We start from the raw sequence: 15307 nt of genomic DNA on the forward strand, positions 1-15307 counted from the left end.
CTGGTATGCGCCGAACGGGTGAGCTCCCGCGCCTCCGAGGGGGGTGACCCGGGGTTACTCCTCGACCGGCTGTGCGACCTCGCGAGCGGCCTCGGGACCCTGTTCGAGCAGGATCTTGAAGCCCTCCTCGTCCAGAACCGGAACCTTCAGCTGCATCGCCTTGTCGTACTTGGAGCCCGGGTTCTCCCCCACGACGACGAAGCTCGTCTTCTTGGAAACGGAACCGGTGACCTTGGCTCCGCGGCTCTGGAGCGATTCTTTTGCGCCATCCCGGGTGAACTGCTCCAGGGTGCCGGTCACGACGACCGTCAGGCCCTCCAGGGGACGCGGCCCCTCGTCCTCCCCGGCGCCCTCGTCCTCCAGGGCGACGCCCGCGGCGCGCCACTTCCGCACGATCTCGCGGTGCCACTCCTCGGCGAACCACTGCTTCACGGCGGCGGCGATGATGCCGCCGACGCCGTCGACCGCGGCCAGCTCCTCCTCGGTGGCCTGCTCGATCCGCTCCAGGGAGCGGAACTCGCGGGCCAGCGCCTCGGCGGCGACCGGGCCGACGTGGCGGATGGAGAGGCCGTTGATGAAGCGGGCGAGCGGGCGGGTCTTCGCCGCCGCGATGTTCTCCAGCATGGCGAGGGCGTTCTTCTTCGGCTCGCCCTTCTGGTTGGCGAAGACGGTGACGATCTTCTCCTCGCCGGTCTTCGGGTCACGCTTGGGCAGTCCGCTGTCCGGGTCGAGGACGTACGCCTTGATCGGCAGCAGCTGCTCGATGGTGAGGTCGAAGAGGTCGCCCTCGTCGGTGAGCGGCGGCTCCGCCGGGGCCAGGGGCTGGGTCAGGGCGGCGGCGGCCACGGCGCCGAACTTCTCGATGTCCAGGCACTGGCGGCCGGCGAGGAACTCGACCCGCTCGCGGAGCTGGGCCGGGCAGGTCCGGGCGTTCGGACAGCGGAGGTCGATGTCGCCCTCCTTCATCGGCTTCAGCTCCGTGCCGCACTCGGGGCAGTCGGCCGGCATCACGAACTCCCGCTCGGTGCCGTCCCGCAGGTCGACGACCGGGCCGAGGATCTCGGGGATGACGTCGCCGGCCTTGCGGAGCACCACGGTGTCGCCGATGAGGACGCCCTTGGCCTTCACCACCTCCTGGTTGTGGAGGGTGGCGAACTCGACCTCGGAGCCGGCCACGGTGACCGGCTCCACCTGGGCGTAGGGGGTGACGCGGCCGGTGCGGCCGACGCCGACCTTGATGTCGACGAGCTTGGTGTTGACCTCCTCCGGCGCGTACTTCCAGGCGATGGCCCAGCGCGGGGCGCGCGCGGTGGAGCCGAGCCGGCCCTGGAGCGGGATCTCGTCGAGCTTGACGACGACGCCGTCGATCTCGTGCTCCACGGAGTGCCGGTGCTCGCCGTAGTACGCGATGAACTCCCGCACCTCGGCGAGGGAGCCGACGACCCTGTTGTGCGTGGAGGTGGGCAGGCCCCACTCGCGCAGCAGCCCGTACGCCTCCGAGAGCCGGGAGATCTCGAAGCCCTCGCGGGCGCCGATGCCGTGGACGACCATGTGGAGCGGGCGGCCGGCGGTGACCTTGGGGTCCTTCTGGCGCAGCGAGCCGGCGGCCGCGTTGCGCGGGTTGGCGAAGGGCTTGTCGCCGGCCTCCACCAGGCGGGCGTTGAGCGCCTCGAAGGCCTCCATGGGGAAGTAGACCTCGCCGCGGATCTCGACGAGCTCCGGGATCCGGTCGCCCCGGAGGCGCTCGGGGACGTCGGCGATGGTCCGCACGTTGGGCGTGATGTCCTCGCCGGTGCGGCCGTCGCCGCGGGTGGCGGCGCGGGTGAGCCTGCCGTGCTCGTAGGTGAGGTTGACGGCGAGGCCGTCGACCTTGAGCTCGCACAGGAAGTGGAAGTCGGGGGTGCCGACGTCCCGGGCGACGCGCTCGGCCCAGGTCGTCAGCTCCTCCTCGTCGAAGGCGTTGTCCAGCGAGAGCATCCGCTCGCGGTGCTCGACGGCGGTGAACTCGGTCTCGTACTGCCCGGCCACCTTCTGGGTCGGCGAGTCGGGGGTGCGCAGCTCGGGGTGCTCGTCCTCCAGCGCCTCCAGGGCGCGCAGGAGCCGGTCGAACTCCGCGTCGCTGATGACCGGCTGGTCCTTCACGTAGTACCGGAAGCGGTGCTCCTCGACCTGCTCGGCCAGCTCGGCGTGCTTCTCCCGTGCCTCGGCGGGCACAGGCCCCTGTCCGTCGGGCAGGGCCCCCTGTTCGACTGCCACCTTCGTCCGTCCTCCCGTGCTTCCGGCCCCGGTCACTCTGGGTTGTCCGCGAGCGATCTCGCCGCCCGGACGCAGTGGGCGAGCGCCGTCCGGGCGTACCCGGGCGAGGCGCCGGCGAGGCCGCAGGCGGGGGTGACGACCACGGACTCGGCGAGAGTCCCCGGATTCAGCCCCAGCCTGCGCCACAGCGTCCTGACACCCATGACGCTACCGCCCGGGTCGGACAATGCCGTGTCGGTGGACGGCACCACACCGGCGAAGAGCGTGGTGCCGGCCTCCACGGCCTCGCCGATCGGCTCCTCGTCACGGTCGGTGAGCAGCCCGAAGTCGAACGAGATCCCGGCGGCTCCGGCGCGGCGGAGCAGCGCGAAGGGGACGCCGGGGGCGCAGGAGTGGACGGTGACGGGCCCGTCGTGGGCGGCGATCACGTCCCGCAGGGCGGACTCGACGACCTGCCGGTCGACGGCCCGGTGGGTGCGGTAGCCGCTGGCGGTGCGGACCTGGCCGAGGAGGACGGCGGTGAGCGAGGGCTCGTCGAGCTGGAGCACGATCCGGGCGCCGGGGACGCGCTTGGCGACGTCGGCGAGGTGTTCGCGCAGGCCCTCGGCGAGGGAGGCCGCGAGGTCGCGGCAGGCTCCGGGGTCGCTCAGGGCGGCCTCGCCGCCGCGGAGTTCGAGGGCGGCGGCGAGCGTCCACGGGCCGACGGCCTGGACCTTGAGCGGACCCTCGTACCCCTGGGTGAACTCCTCCAGGGCGTCGAGGTCCTCGCCGAGCCAGGAGCGGGCGCGGCGGGTGTCGCGGCCGGGCCGGTCGCTGATCCGCCAGCCGCTGGGCTCCACGTGCGCGTACAGGTCGACGAGCATCCCGAGGGTGCGGCCGATCATGTCGGCGCCGGGTCCGCGGGCGGGGAGTTCGGCGAGGAAGGGGAAGTCCTCGAAGGTGCCGGTGACGGTCTTGGCGGCCTCGCGGGCGTCGCCGCCGGGCAGGGACCCGACGCCGGTGGCCGGGCCCCACTGCTGGGTGTCGCTCATGGCTCCGGCCCTACCGTCCCGGACGGACCGTCAGGTCGTTGACCTCGGCGTCGCGCGGCAGGTCGAGGGCCATCACGATGGTGGTGGCCACGGACTCGGGGTCGATCCACTGCGAGGCGTCGTACTCCTTGCCCTCCTGCTGGTGCACCTTGGCCTGCATGGGGCTGGCGGTGCGGCCCGGATAGACGGAGGTGACGCGGACGCCGTTCGCGTGCTCCTCGTGGCGCAGCGAGTCGGCGAGCGCCTTCAGGCCGTGCTTGGAGGCGGCGTACGCGCTCCACTCGGCGTGCGCGTTCAGCCCGGCGCCGGAGTTCACGAAGAGGACGTGTCCCTGGGAGAGGCGGAGCTGCGGCAGGAAGTGCCGGGTCAGCTCGGCGGGGGCGATCAGGTTGACGTTCAGCTGGTGGTGCCAGGCCTTGGGGGTCAGCTCCCCGACCCCGCCGAGGTCGACGACCCCGGCGATGTGCAGCAGCGAGTCGACCCGGTCCGGCAGGCTCTGGTGCGAGAAGGCCCAGGAGAGCCGGTCCGGGTCGGCGAGGTCGCCGACGAGCGTGCGGGCGCCGGGGAACTCGGCCGCCAGCTCCTTCGCCCGCCCCGCGTCGCGCGCGTGCAGCACGAGTTCGTCCCCGCGCGCGTGCAGCCGGCGCGCGACGGCGGCGCCGATGCCGGAACCGGCCCCGGTGATCACATGAGTAGCCATGGGGCCATGGTCCCACCTGCGCTCAGGAGGAGGGGGCTGGGGCGGGCGTGGTGGCGGACCAGAAATCGGAGCGGACGTGGGGGGTGGGGATCTGGCCGAGGGGGTAGGCGGGGCCGTTGGGCTCGGTGGTCGATTCGGCGACGTCGGACTTCTCGACGCACGGGGTGGTGACGTCGAAGAACACCTGGCCCTTGTAGGCGACCTCCACGGACATGGTGAAGCCGTCGGGCGTCCGGGCGAAGATGGCCGGCGCCTCCTTGTGGGGGTTCACGCCGGTGATCTCGTAGCCGCTCTTCTTCCAGAAGCGCTCGACCACGCCCAGGAAGCTGCCGCGCCGCTGCTCGGAGACGATCGTCGTGACGGTTCGCCGGCGGGTCACCGTACAGCTGCCGGACGTGGTCGTGTCGTGGGCCCACTGGACCTCGGGCACGAGCGCTCCCAGCGTCGCGTCGAGCATCGCGTCCGCGCTGTTCGCTGCTTCCTGCATGTCCATGTCCGACTTCGCTCCTTCGTCGTCCGTCGTTCCGCACCCCGCCAGCACCACGCCCGCCAGGAGGACGGAGGCGGTACCCCGTACCGCCCGTCCCATTCGTCTCATCGGTGCTCCTCCGTGGTGATCAGGTCGGGTTGGCCGGCGACGATCCGGGCGATGTTCTTGGCCGACTCCTCGTCCAGTTCGGGGGTGAAGTACTGGGAGTGGGCGTCGAAACCGCCCCCTTCCCGGACCATCGCCGGACCGTCGTCGACCTTGAAGCGCCGGGCGTCGAACGCCTCGCTCGCCGGGTCCTTGCCGAAGTAGACGTCGTCGTCGCCGATGTCGAAGAGGTCGCGGGCCGGCAGGACGCCCAACGGGCCGCCCAGCGCCCAGCCCAGCGCCGCCTCGTCCTTGTTCGGCAGGTGGGTGACCGGGTCGTTGTCGGCGGCACCGACGAAGACGTGGTCCTTGCCCACCCCGAGCTCCGTCGCCTTCTGCGCGTCCACGCCCGGGCTGCCGAGGAGGATGATGTCGTCGGCGCCAGGGATGCCGCCGGACCGCTGGGCGGCCGTACCCACGGTGAGCGAACCGTACGAGTGGCCGATCGCCGTCACATGGGGGTCCGCGTTCTGGTTGGTCGCCGAGAGCCCCGCCATGAACTCGTTGTACGCCGGGGCGCCCCGCTGGGCGTCGCCCTTCGTCATGACGTCCACGTGCTGCGGCGCGTCGTAGCCGAGCCAGACGATGGAGGCGCTGGACGGGTCGTGGCGCCGCGCGCCCTTGGCCGTGTCCTGCGCCCGTTTCATCGTGTCGTCGACGAACTCCTCGTTCAGCTTGGTCCCCAGGCCCGGTACGTACGCCGAGACGTTCCTCGACGTGTCCGGGTTGCCGTACGAGACGATCGCGCGGCCGTTGCCCTCGTCGCCGATACCGAGGAGGAACATCGGCGGATCGCTCGGCTCGTCCAGCTTCTTCTGGATGGCGCGCAGGGCGTCCAGTTTCGTCTTCGCGTCGTCGCCGCCCTCCCTGGCCAGTTCGTCCATGAGGATCGGCAGATAGGTGCGGTTGGCCTCGTCGCGGGCCGCGGCCGGGATGCCGTCGAGGCCGCCGACGAGGTCCGGGGCGACCTCCAGGTACTCCTCGCGCTGCTCGTCCGTCAGGCCGTCCCACCACTTCTTGCGCTCGGCGGGGCTCTTGTCGGTGGGCACGTCCTCGCCGAGGTACATGCCGGCCGTGCCGCGCACGTCGGCGGTGTCCCGGCGGACGTCCTTCAGGGTGGCCTCGGTGACGTCGAGGCCCTTCTCCGCCTTCAGGCAGGTGAGGGTCCTCGCGTAGCGGGCGTCGACCTCACCGGCGGAGCGCAGGGCGCGCGCGATGCGGTCGGCGACGGCCTGGGCCTTCGTCTGGTTCGGGTTGAGCGGCAGGAAGCCCGGGAAGCCGCCGTTCTGGGGGCTGCCGAGGGGCGGTGCCTCCAGCGGGAGCCGGGCACTGCCCCGGACGGTGCCGCCGGGGGCCTCCTTCGCCGTGCCCGCCAGGTCGGTGACCTCGGTGGCGGGGTAGCTCACGGAACCGTCCTCGTGGACGGTGAGGCCCTGGGCGGAGGCGTCGGCGAGGGCGTTCTTCAGCTGCGTCTGCGGCTCGGCGAGGTCGGCGGCGAGGCCGTTCAGCGTCGTCCTGACGAGGCCGCACTCGCTGTGCAGGTACGCGAAGTTGCGGCTCAGGCGCTTGAGCCGGCCGAGAGCCGCCTCCGCCGACGCGCTCTCCTGCGTCTCGCGGAGCTTCGCGGACATGGCCCGGTCGACCCGGGTCCGGTCGGCGTCGGAGCGGTTCGACACCTGGTGCCAGGCGTCTCCCGCCTCCGTGAGCTCGGAGGTCTTCAGGTCGCGCAGCTGCTGCCAGGTGAGGGTGGCGCCGGTCATCGCCTCTCCTCCCCCGGCTTGGTGTCGATGGAGGCGAGGGAGCTCTTGACCGAGGCGTCGGTCTCGCCCATCTCCTTCGCGACCGCGAGCAACGTCCCCTGGAGGGCCTCGCATTCGTCGCGTACGGACGCGAGCCTGTCCTCCCACGACCGGCGTACGGCGGTGAGTGCGGCGAGGGCAGAGAGTCCGGCTGCTCCGGAGGAGACTCCCTCGTGGCCGGGGCCGAGGGCGGCGCGGCTCGTCTCGGTGCTGGTCCGCAGGGCGCCCGCCGTACCGGATGCGCTGGTCCAGGGGCCGTCGCTGTGCTTGAGGTTGCCCGTTCCGGACGGGCCCGGGACGCCGCCCGGATCCGTGGAGGCCAGATTCATCCGGGTGTCGTCCCCGACCGCCCCGAACATGTCCTGCCAACGCTGTGTTGGGCTCACGATCCCCCGATCCCCGTTGCGTGTCATGTGCGCACGGCGACCTTAGCGGAGCTCGTTCCAGAGTACGCAATCGCGAAGCCGAGCCGGGCGGTCAGCTCAGCCGCCGCTCCAGGTACGCCAGGGCCGCCGGGCCGTTCTCGGCGAAGAAGGCCAGGTCGCCGAGGGGGCGCGGCAGGAAGCCCTCGTCCTCCATGCGGCGGAACTGCTCCTTGAGGCCGTCGTAGAAGCCGGCGGTGTTGAGGACGACGACGGGCTTGGTGTGCTTGCCGTGCTTCTTGAGCTCCAGGATCTCGGTGGCCTCGTCGAGGGTGCCGGTGCCGCCGACCATGACGACGATCGCGTCGGACTTGGCGAGGAGGAGCGCCTTCCGCTCGGCGAGGTCCTTGGTGATCGTCATCTCGTCGGCGCCCGGGCGGGCCTTGGCGGCGAGGAAGTCGACGGAGACGCCGACGAGCCGGCCGCCGGCCTCCTGGACGCCGTCCGCGACGACCTTCATCAGGCCGGTGTCCGAGCCGCCCCAGACGAGGGTGTGGCCGGCCTTGCCGAGGAGGCCGGCGAACTCGCGGGCGGGGGCGGTGTACCGCTCGTCGAGGTCGGCGGCGGAGAGGAAGACGCAGATGTTCATGCCGACACCGTATGCGGTGACCTGCGGGTTCCAAGATTTTTCGGGAAATCCCGGGGAGCGGCGATGAGTTCCGGTGGGTCCGCCGGTCTGCCCTGCCATGGACGAGGTGAGGACGGTCGTCTCGCGGGACGGGACGACCATCGCGTACGCGCGGTACGGGACGGGGGCCGCGGCCGGGCCCGCGGTGGTGCTGGTGAGCGGGGCGCTGCGGACGGGCGCCTGCGAGGCGCCGCTCGCCCGGCTGCTGGCCCGGAGCTTCCCCGTGTTCGTGTACGACCGCCGGGGGCTCGGCGGCAGCGGCGACACGGGGCCGTACGCGGTGGAGCGGGAGTTCGAGGACCTGGCGGCGGTGCTGGAGGCGGCGGGCCCGGGCGCGGCGGTGCACGGCAGCGGGACGGGCGGCGCGCTGGCGCTGGCGGCCGCGGCGGCGGGGCTGCCGGTGGGGGCGGTGTCGGTGTTCGAGCCGCCGTACGCGGTGCCGGGGCCGCGCCCGGAGGAGCCGGCCGCGTTCCCGTACCCGGCGGCGTGCGACCGGGCGGTGCCGGGGGACGGGGTCCCGCCGGAGGTGCACGCGCGCGTGCTGGTGATCGACGGCGGGGCGAGCCCGGCGCCGGTCCGGCGGGCGGCGCGGGCGCTCACGGCGTTCCTGCCGCGGGCCCGGCACCGGACGCTGACCGGGCAGACCCACGAGGTGGCGCCGCACGTGCTGGCGCCGGTGGTCGCGGAGTTCGTGACGGAGGTCGCGGAGGCGGCGGACGTGGCGTGAGCCGGCCGCCGGCGGGACGGCCGGGGGTGAAGCGCCCCGGCCGCCCGGACGGGGCGGCCGGGGGGTGAGCCGCTCCGGCCGCCGGGCGGGTGCTACGCGGGGGCGGTCGCCGTGCGGCGCGCCGTCGTCGCGATCGTCGCCGAGCCGACCACGCGGGTGCCGTCGTAGAGGACGATCGCCTGGCCGGGGGCGACGCCGCGGACGGGCTCGTCGAAGGCGACCTTCAGCTCGCCGTCCTCCAGGGCCGCGCTCACCGGCGTCTCGCCGCCGTGGGCGCGGAGCTGGGCGGTGTAGCGGCCGGGGCCCTCGGGGGCGGTGCCGCACCAGCGGGGCTTGATCGCGGTGAGGGCGGTGACGTCGAGGGACTCGGCGGGGCCGACGGTGACCGTGTTGTTCACGGGCGAGATGTCGAGGACGTAGCGGGGCTTGCCGTCGGGGGCCGGGTGGCCGATGCGCAGACCCTTGCGCTGGCCGATGGTGAAGCCGTACGCGCCCTCGTGGGTGCCGAGCTTGGCGCCGGACTCGTCGACGATGTCGCCCTCCGCGGTGCCGAGGCGGGAGGCGAGGAAGCCCTGGGTGTCGCCGTCGGCGATGAAGCAGATGTCGTGGCTGTCGGGCTTCTTGGCGACGGCGAGGCCGCGCCGCTCGGCCTCGGCCCGGATCTCGTCCTTGGTGGTGAGGGTGTCGCCGAGCGGGAACATCGCGTGGGCGAGCTGCCGCTCGTCGAGGACGCCGAGGACGTACGACTGGTCCTTGGCCGTGTCGGAGGCGCGGTGCAGCTCGCGGGTGCCGTCCTCGTTCAGGACGACGGTGGCGTAGTGGCCGGTGCAGACGGCGTCGAAGCCGAGGGCGAGCGCCTTGTCGAGCAGCGCGGCGAACTTGATCTTCTCGTTGCAGCGCAGGCACGGATTGGGCGTGCGGCCCGCCTCGTACTCCGCGACGAAGTCGTCGACGACGTCGGCGCGGAAGCGCTCGGCGAGGTCCCACACGTAGAAGGGGATGCCGATGACGTCGGCGGCCCGGCGCGCGTCGCGCGAGTCCTCGATGGTGCAGCAGCCGCGGGCTCCGGTGCGGAAGGACTGCGGGTTCGCGGAGAGCGCGAGGTGCACGCCGGTGACGTCGTGCCCGGCCTCGACGGCTCGGGCGGCGGCGACGGCGGAGTCCACTCCGCCCGACATGGCGGCGAGGACGCGGAGGGGGCGCGGGGGCGGAGTCTGAGTCATAGCCCTACCAGGGTACGGGGCGGCGGGAACCGCACGGCCGGAACCGGCGTTCTGGGGAGCATGGGGAGCGAGAACGCGAGGAAGCGGGGGGTCGGGCGGCGTGCCGTGCTGCTCGGCGGCGGCGCGGCCGTGCTGGGCACGGCGGTGCTGGCGCGCGAGGAGCTGGCGCGGGCCTGGTGGCGGCTGCCGGGGATGGAGAAGCCGCGGACGGACGGGGCGCTGGACCACGCGGCGGCCGAGTGGGCGGCGGCGCACCAGGCGAACTGGCGGCGGGCGGACCGGCCGGACGACTACACGGTCGACCGGGTGGTGATCCACGTGGTGCAGGGCTCGTACGCGACGGCGCTGAAGGTCTTCCGCAATCCGCTGCACGGGGCGGCCACGCACTACGTGGTCCGCAAGGACGGGCACGTGGCGCAGATGATCCGGGAGCTCGACGTGGCCTTCCACGCGGGGAACCGGGACATGAACGAGCGGAGCGTCGGCATCGAGCACGAGGGCTTCGTGGACCGGCCGCAGGACTTCACGCCGGAGATGTACGCGGGGTCGGCGCGGCTGACGGCGGACATCTGCCGGCGGCACGGGATACCGGTGGACCGGGAGCACATCATCGGGCACGTGGAGGTCGAGGGCACCGATCACACCGATCCCGGCCCGCACTGGGACTGGGACCGGTACATGGAGCTGGTCCGCCGGGAGCGGGCAAAGCTCCCGGCCGGCCGGCCGGACAGGGCCTAGCTGAGGCCGGCCGTCCGGGCGCGCTCGACCGCCGGGCCGATGGCCTCGGCGACGGCCTTCACGTCGTCCTCGGTGGAGGTGTGGCCGAGGGAGAAGCGGAGGGTGCCGCGGGCCAGGTCGGGGTCGGTGCCGGTGGCGAGCAGGACGTGGCTGGGCTGGGCGATGCCGGCGGTGCAGGCGGAGCCGGTGGAGCAGGCGATGCCGGCGGCGTCGAGGAGGAGCAGCAGGGAGTCGCCCTCGCAGCCGGGGAAGGTGAAGTGGGCGTTGGCGGGGAGCCGGTCGACCGGGTCGCCGCCGAGGATCGCGTCGGGGACGGCGGTGCGGACGGCGGTGACGAGCGCGTCGCGCAGGGCGCCGATCTCGCGGGCGAAGGCCTCCTGTCCGTCGGTGGCGAGGCGGGCGGCGGTGGCGAAGGCGGCGACGGCGGGGACGTCGAGGGTGCCGGAGCGGACGTGCCGCTCCTGGCCGCCGCCGTGCAGGACGGGGACGGGGGTGTGCTCGCGGCCGAGGAGCAGGGCGCCGATGCCGTAGGGGCCGCCGATCTTGTGGCCGGAGACGGTCATGGCGGCGAGGCCGGAGGCGCCGAAGTCGACCGGGACCTGGCCGACGGCCTGGACGGCGTCGGCGTGCAGCGGGACGCCGAACGCGGCGGCGGCGGCGGCGAGCGCGCGGACCGGCATGACGGTGCCGATCTCGTTGTTGGCCCACATCACGGTGGCCAGGGCGACGGAGTCCGGGTCGCGGGCGATGGCCTCGCGCAGCGCCTCGGGGTGGACCCGGCCGTGGGCGTCGACCGGCAGGTACTCGACGTCGGCGCCCTCGTGCGCGGCGAGCCAGTCGACGGCGTCGAGGACGGCGTGGTGCTCGACGGGGCTGGCCAGGACGCGGGTGCGGCGGGGGTCGGCGGCGCGGCGGGCCCAGTAGAGGCCCTTGACGGCGAGGTTGTCGGCCTCGGTGCCGCCGGAGGTGAACACCACCTCGCTGGGGCGGGCGCCGAGCGCGGCGGCGAGGGTCTCGCGGCCCTCCTCGACGGTCCGCCGGGCGCGCCGTCCGGCGGCGTGCAGGGAGGAGGCGTTGCCCGTGACGGCGAGCTGGGCGGTCATCGCCTCGATCGCCTCGGGGAGCATGGGCGTGGTCGCGGCGTGGTCGAGGTAAGCCATGGTGGGTCGATTCTACGAGCCCCGGAGCGGCGCTCCCCTCCGCACCGGGGTCGTACGGCGGCGTACCGGCTCAGCCGCGCGGGGCGCGGGCGAGCTGGCGGGACTGGGCGACGAGCCGGCCGGCGCCGTCCCAGACCTCGGCGTCCTCCTCCAGGAAGCCGCCGGCGAGGTTGCGGGTGGTGATGGCGACCCGCAGCGGGCCGGGGGCGGGGCGGCAGCGGACGTGGACGGTGAGCTCCACGGTCGGCGTCCAGCCCTTCAGGCCCAGCTCGAAGGAGGTCGGCGGCAGGGCGTCGACGGCGAGCAGCAGGGAGAGCGGGTCGGGCTCGCGGCCGTCGGCGAGGCCGAACCAGGCGCGCATCTCGCCCTTGCCGGAGGGCGCGCCGAGGGCCCAGCCGACGCAGGCGGGGTCGAGGCGGAGGTCGAGCCGGTCGGTGATGGCGGAGGAGCCGGGGATCGGCGGGGCCGGGCTGTCGGCGGCGCTGAAGCACTGCTCGATCGGGGCGAAGGCGGGCGGGGTCGCGCTGGTGCGGACGTCGTCCGGGAGGGCGCCGAGGTCGCCGTAGGAGGCGAGGACGCGGATCCGCTCGACCTCGGTGCCGTCCTCGGCGTACTGGTAGAGGGAGGCGGTGCCGGTGGAGAGGGTCCGGCCGGTGCGGACGGTCCCGGTCCGGACGACCGCGGGGCCCGGCACCGACGGCGTGAGGTAGTGCGCCGTGATGGTGAACGGGTCGGGGTGCGGCAGGTGGTCGCCCAGGGCGCGGCCGAGCAGGGCGAGGAGGTAGCCGCCGTTGACGGCGTGGATGATCGTCCAGCCGGCCGAGAGCTCGGCGTCGTAGACCCCGGGCTCGCGGAGGGTGACGGCGGTGTCCCGGTCGAACTCGCTGCGCGCCTCGGTCGCCGGGGCCGGGCTCGTCTCGGTACTCGTGCTCATGGCCCGAAGGTACAGCAGGAAACTACTGAGCGGTAGCTTTTTCGGTCTCCTCGCGGGCCGAGGAGCGGTTCCAGGCCCGCGGGGCCCGCCAGTGGTACCGCATGGCGAGCAGCCGCAGCAGGAAGGCGGTGAGCACGGCGGCGCCGCTGGTGTAGGCGTTCAGCACCTCGAAGCGGATGCACAGGACGACCATGGCCGCGCCGACGATCGCGGGGACGGCGTAGAGGTCGCGGTCCCAGCGGAGCAGCGAGGGCACCTCGTTGGCGAGGACGTCGCGCAGCACGCCGCCGCCGACGGCCGTGGCGAGGCCGAGCGCCGCCGAGGAGGTGAGGCCGAGGCCGTAGTCGTACGCCTTCGTCGTCCCGGTCACGCAGAACAGGCCGAGTCCGGCCGCGTCGAAGACGTTCACGGCGGTCTGGGTGCGCTCCACCTCGGGGTGGAGGAAGAAGACGAGGCCGGTGGCGACCAGCGGCATCAGGAAGTAGCCGAGGTCGGTGAAGGCGGCCGGGGGTACGGCTCCGATGATGAGGTCGCGCAGGAGACCGCCGCCGAGCGCGGTGACCTCGGCGAGCACGGCCATGCCGAAGACGTCGAAGTTCTTCCGGACGCCGAGGAGGGCGCCGGAGATGGCGAAGACGAAGATGCCGACGAGGTCGAGCGTGTGTTGGACCGACGGGCTGAACAGATCGTGGAGCACCGGCCAATTGTGCCGTGTGCGCGGAAGGGCCCCGGTCGCCGCGCGGTGACCGGGGCCCTTCCGGATGCCCTACTTCTTCTCGGAGACCTCGTCCGGGGCCTCGCCGGACGCCGGCGCGTCGGCCTCGGAAGCCTCGCCGGACGCCGGCGCGTCCGCCTTCGGAGCCTCGTCCGCCGGGGCCTCCGCCTTCGGGGCCGCGTCCGCCTTCGGGGCCGCGTCCGTCTTCGGGGCCTCGTCCGTCTTCGGCGCGTCCGTCTTGGGGGACTCCGCCTTCGGGGACTCGTCCGTCTTCGGCGCGTCCGTCTTGGGGGACTCGTCCGCCGGGGCCTTCGCCTGGGCCGGGATCGTGGCGGCGGTCGCCCGGTCGGCGGGGCGGAGGGTGCCGTCCTGGATCTCCCGGGTGAAGTGGCAGGCCACCTTGTGGCCGCCGCCCACGTCCGTCAGCTCCGGCCGCTCGGTGCCGCACCGCTCCTGCGCCCACGGGCAGCGGGTGTGGAAGCGGCAGCCCGACGGCGGGTTCGCCGGGGAGGGCAGGTCGCCGTGGAGCAGGATCCGCTCGCGCCGGTCCTCGACCTCCGGGTCCGGCACCGGCACCGCGGACATGAGCGCCTTGGTGTACGGGTGCAGCGGCTCCTCGTACAGCGTGTCGCTCGCCGCCTCCTCCACCAGCGACCCCAGGTACATCACGCCGATGACGTCCGAGATGTGCCGGACCACGGCGAGGTCGTGGGCGATGACCAGGTAGGTCAGGCCCATCGACTCCTGGAGCTCCTCCAGCAGGTTGATGACCTGCGCCTGGATGGAGACGTCGAGCGCGGAGACCGGCTCGTCGCAGATGATGAGGTCCGGCTCCAGGACCAGCGCGCGGGCGATGCCGATGCGCTGGCGCTGGCCGCCGGAGAACTCGTGCGGGTAGCGGGAGAGGGCGTTGGCGGGCAGGCCCACCTTGGCGAGGATCTCCCGGATCTTCTCCCGGCGCTCGTCCTGGTTCGCGCCGATCCCGTGCGCGGCCATGCCCTCGCTGAGGATCGACTCGATGTTCTGGCGCGGGTTGAGGCTGCCCAGCGGGTCCTGGAAGACCATCTGGAGCCGGCGGCGGAAGGAGCGCAGCTCCTTCTCCGGCAGCTTGGCCACGTCGGTGCCGTCGAGGACGACGGAGCCGTCGGTGACGTCCACGAGGCGCAGCACGGCCCGTCCGAGCGTGGTCTTGCCGCAGCCCGACTCGCCGACCAGGCCGTACGTCTGGCCCGCCTCGACCTTGAGCGAGATGCCGTCCACGGCGTAGACGTGGCCGACCGTCCGGTTGAAGAGGACGCCCTTCCTGACGGGGAAGTGGACCTTCACGCCGTCGAGTTCGAGCAGGCTCATGCCGGGACCTCCGTCGTGGCGAGGACCGGGTTGGCGCAGCGGGCGCGGTGGCCGGCCGCGCGCGGTTCGGTCAGTTCGGGCGTGCCGGTGAGGCACTCCATCTCGTACCGGTCGCAGCGCGGGGCGAAGGCGCAGCCGTCCGCCCAGGCGATCTGGTCGTTGATGGACCCGCGGATCGGGTGGAGCGGTTCGCCGCGCGGGGCGTCGAGCCGGGGGATGGAGCCGAGCAGGCCGTGGGTGTACGGGTGCGTCGGGTGGGCGAACAGCTCGCGCCGGCCCGCCGATTCGACGACCTTGCCCGCGTAGAGGACGTTCACCTGGTCGCAGAGGCCGGCGACGACACCCAGGTCGTGGGTGATCATCAGCAGCGCGGTGCCCTCCTGGTCGACCAGTTCCTTGAGGAGTTCGAGGATCTGGGCCTGGATGGTGACGTCGAGCGCGGTGGTCGGCTCGTCGGCGATGAGCAGGCGAGGGGCGCAGGCGACCGCCATGGCGATGAGCGCGCGCTGCCGCATGCCGCCGGAGAGCTGGTGCGGGTACTCCTTGAGGCGCCGGTCCGGGTCGGGGATGCCGACCCGGTCGAGCAGGTGCGCGGCCTCCTTGCGGGCGGCCTCGCCCTTCAGGCCGCGGTGGCGCTGGAGGATCTCGGTGACCTGGACGCCGATGGGGACGACCGGGTTCAGCGAGGAGAGCGGGTCCTGGAAGATCATCGCCATGTCGCGTCCGCGCAGGTCGCGCATCTTCGACGGGGACAGCGACAGCAGGTCCGTGCCGTCGAGGTCGGCACGGCCGCCGAGGGTGACGCCCTTGGCGGGCAGCAGCCCCATGAGGGCGAGCGAGGTCACGGACTTGCCGCAGCCCGACTCGCCGACGAGGCCGACGACCTGGCCCTGGTCGACGCTGAAGGAGACGCCGTTGACCGCCCGGACGTCCTTGCGGCCGCGGCCGCCGAAGGTGACGGTGAGTTCGTCCACGGTGAGCAGTGGCATG

Annotated in this window: 15 protein-coding genes; 2 read left to right on the forward strand and 13 right to left on the reverse strand. The window is 73.3% G+C overall.

Going from position 1 to position 15307, the window contains the following annotated elements; genetic code table 11:
• Nucleotides 1-54: 54 nt before the first annotated feature.
• The 7 genes from ligA to AB0E83_RS12930 form a co-directional block, all read right to left on the reverse strand.
• On the reverse strand, nt 55-2256 hold the full coding sequence (gene ligA, locus AB0E83_RS12900) for an NAD-dependent DNA ligase LigA (RefSeq protein ID WP_362109605.1): 2202 nt from the start codon (nt 2254-2256) through the stop codon (nt 55-57).
• 32 nt (nt 2257-2288) lie between these two features.
• On the reverse strand, nt 2289-3287 hold the full coding sequence (locus tag AB0E83_RS12905; protein WP_362109607.1) for a methionine synthase: 999 nt from the start codon (nt 3285-3287) through the stop codon (nt 2289-2291).
• Between the two features lie 10 nt (nt 3288-3297).
• Entirely contained in the window at nt 3298-3987 is a 690-nt protein-coding gene (locus AB0E83_RS12910; RefSeq protein WP_362109609.1) for an SDR family oxidoreductase, read from the reverse strand.
• Between the two features lie 22 nt (nt 3988-4009).
• On the reverse strand, nt 4010-4585 hold the full coding sequence (locus tag AB0E83_RS12915; RefSeq protein WP_362109611.1) for a hypothetical protein: 576 nt from the start codon (nt 4583-4585) through the stop codon (nt 4010-4012).
• On the reverse strand, nt 4582-6381 hold the full coding sequence (locus AB0E83_RS12920) for an alpha/beta hydrolase (protein WP_362109613.1): 1800 nt from the start codon (nt 6379-6381) through the stop codon (nt 4582-4584). Before AB0E83_RS12920 ends, AB0E83_RS12915 begins: the two co-directional genes overlap by 4 nt.
• Nucleotides 6378-6806: a hypothetical protein gene (locus AB0E83_RS12925; protein ID WP_362109615.1), complete on the reverse strand. Its 429-nt coding sequence runs from the start codon at nt 6804-6806 to the stop codon at nt 6378-6380. Before AB0E83_RS12925 ends, AB0E83_RS12920 begins: the two co-directional genes overlap by 4 nt.
• Nucleotides 6807-6897: 91 nt before the next feature.
• Nucleotides 6898-7431, reverse strand: coding sequence for a TIGR00730 family Rossman fold protein (locus AB0E83_RS12930; RefSeq protein WP_362109617.1), 534 nt, complete (start codon nt 7429-7431; stop codon nt 6898-6900).
• Nucleotides 7432-7528: 97 nt separating this feature from the next.
• On the opposite strand from AB0E83_RS12930, the gene AB0E83_RS12935 reads away from it, so the two are divergent.
• The gene (locus AB0E83_RS12935) at nt 7529-8197 is read left to right on the forward strand and encodes an alpha/beta fold hydrolase (protein ID WP_362109619.1); all 669 of its coding nucleotides are present in this window, start codon (nt 7529-7531) and stop codon (nt 8195-8197) included.
• 92 nt (nt 8198-8289) lie between these two features.
• On the opposite strand, the gene mnmA is transcribed toward AB0E83_RS12935, so the two are convergent.
• A complete protein-coding gene (gene mnmA / locus AB0E83_RS12940; RefSeq protein ID WP_362109621.1) occupies nt 8290-9420 on the reverse strand; it encodes a tRNA 2-thiouridine(34) synthase MnmA in 1131 nt (376 codons plus the stop codon).
• Nucleotides 9421-9480: 60 nt separating this feature from the next.
• Between mnmA and AB0E83_RS12945 the strand changes: the two genes are divergently transcribed.
• Nucleotides 9481-10158: an N-acetylmuramoyl-L-alanine amidase gene (locus AB0E83_RS12945; RefSeq protein ID WP_362109623.1), complete on the forward strand. Its 678-nt coding sequence runs from the start codon at nt 9481-9483 to the stop codon at nt 10156-10158.
• Here AB0E83_RS12945 and AB0E83_RS12950 read toward each other — a convergent pair.
• From AB0E83_RS12950 to AB0E83_RS12970, 5 genes are all read right to left on the reverse strand, one after another.
• Nucleotides 10155-11318: a cysteine desulfurase family protein gene (locus tag AB0E83_RS12950; RefSeq protein WP_362109625.1), complete on the reverse strand. Its 1164-nt coding sequence runs from the start codon at nt 11316-11318 to the stop codon at nt 10155-10157. The genes AB0E83_RS12945 and AB0E83_RS12950 overlap by 4 nt on opposite strands.
• Before the next feature lie 70 nt (nt 11319-11388).
• Nucleotides 11389-12252, reverse strand: a complete 864-nt coding sequence (locus AB0E83_RS12955; RefSeq protein ID WP_362109627.1) for a thioesterase family protein — start codon at nt 12250-12252, stop codon at nt 11389-11391.
• A gap of 22 nt (nt 12253-12274) precedes the next feature.
• Nucleotides 12275-12949, reverse strand: coding sequence for a trimeric intracellular cation channel family protein (locus AB0E83_RS12960; RefSeq protein ID WP_362109629.1), 675 nt, complete (start codon nt 12947-12949; stop codon nt 12275-12277).
• Nucleotides 12950-13018: 69 nt separating this feature from the next.
• Nucleotides 13019-14317, reverse strand: coding sequence for an oligopeptide/dipeptide ABC transporter ATP-binding protein (locus AB0E83_RS12965; protein WP_362109631.1), 1299 nt, complete (start codon nt 14315-14317; stop codon nt 13019-13021).
• Complete coding sequence (locus AB0E83_RS12970) at nt 14314-15306, reverse strand: ABC transporter ATP-binding protein (protein WP_362109633.1); 993 nt, start codon at nt 15304-15306, stop codon at nt 14314-14316. Before AB0E83_RS12970 ends, AB0E83_RS12965 begins: the two co-directional genes overlap by 4 nt.
• Between the last annotated feature and the right edge of the window lies 1 nt (nt 15307).

Origin of the sequence: Streptomyces sp. NPDC035033 (genome assembly GCF_040636735.1) — a bacterium.
In the GTDB taxonomy this organism is placed as follows: Bacteria; Actinomycetota; Actinomycetes; order Streptomycetales; family Streptomycetaceae; genus Streptomyces.

Coding starts and splice junctions, on each gene's coding strand:
- AB0E83_RS12955 (WP_362109627.1), bottom strand. CDS start 12,252: ATGAGCACGAGTACCGAGACGAGCCCGGCCCCGGCGACCGAGGCGCGC.
- AB0E83_RS12950 (WP_362109625.1), bottom strand. CDS start 11,318: ATGGCTTACCTCGACCACGCCGCGACCACGCCCATGCTCCCCGAGGCG.
- AB0E83_RS12910 (WP_362109609.1), bottom strand. CDS start 3,987: ATGGCTACTCATGTGATCACCGGGGCCGGTTCCGGCATCGGCGCCGCC.
- AB0E83_RS12965 (WP_362109631.1), bottom strand. CDS start 14,317: ATGAGCCTGCTCGAACTCGACGGCGTGAAGGTCCACTTCCCCGTCAGG.
- AB0E83_RS12935 (WP_362109619.1), top strand. CDS start 7,529: ATGGACGAGGTGAGGACGGTCGTCTCGCGGGACGGGACGACCATCGCG.
- AB0E83_RS12930 (WP_362109617.1), bottom strand. CDS start 7,431: ATGAACATCTGCGTCTTCCTCTCCGCCGCCGACCTCGACGAGCGGTAC.
- mnmA (WP_362109621.1), bottom strand. CDS start 9,420: ATGACTCAGACTCCGCCCCCGCGCCCCCTCCGCGTCCTCGCCGCCATG.
- AB0E83_RS12945 (WP_362109623.1), top strand. CDS start 9,481: ATGGGGAGCGAGAACGCGAGGAAGCGGGGGGTCGGGCGGCGTGCCGTG.
- AB0E83_RS12915 (WP_362109611.1), bottom strand. CDS start 4,585: ATGAGACGAATGGGACGGGCGGTACGGGGTACCGCCTCCGTCCTCCTG.
- AB0E83_RS12970 (WP_362109633.1), bottom strand. CDS start 15,306: ATGCCACTGCTCACCGTGGACGAACTCACCGTCACCTTCGGCGGCCGC.
- AB0E83_RS12920 (WP_362109613.1), bottom strand. CDS start 6,381: ATGACCGGCGCCACCCTCACCTGGCAGCAGCTGCGCGACCTGAAGACC.
- AB0E83_RS12905 (WP_362109607.1), bottom strand. CDS start 3,287: ATGAGCGACACCCAGCAGTGGGGCCCGGCCACCGGCGTCGGGTCCCTG.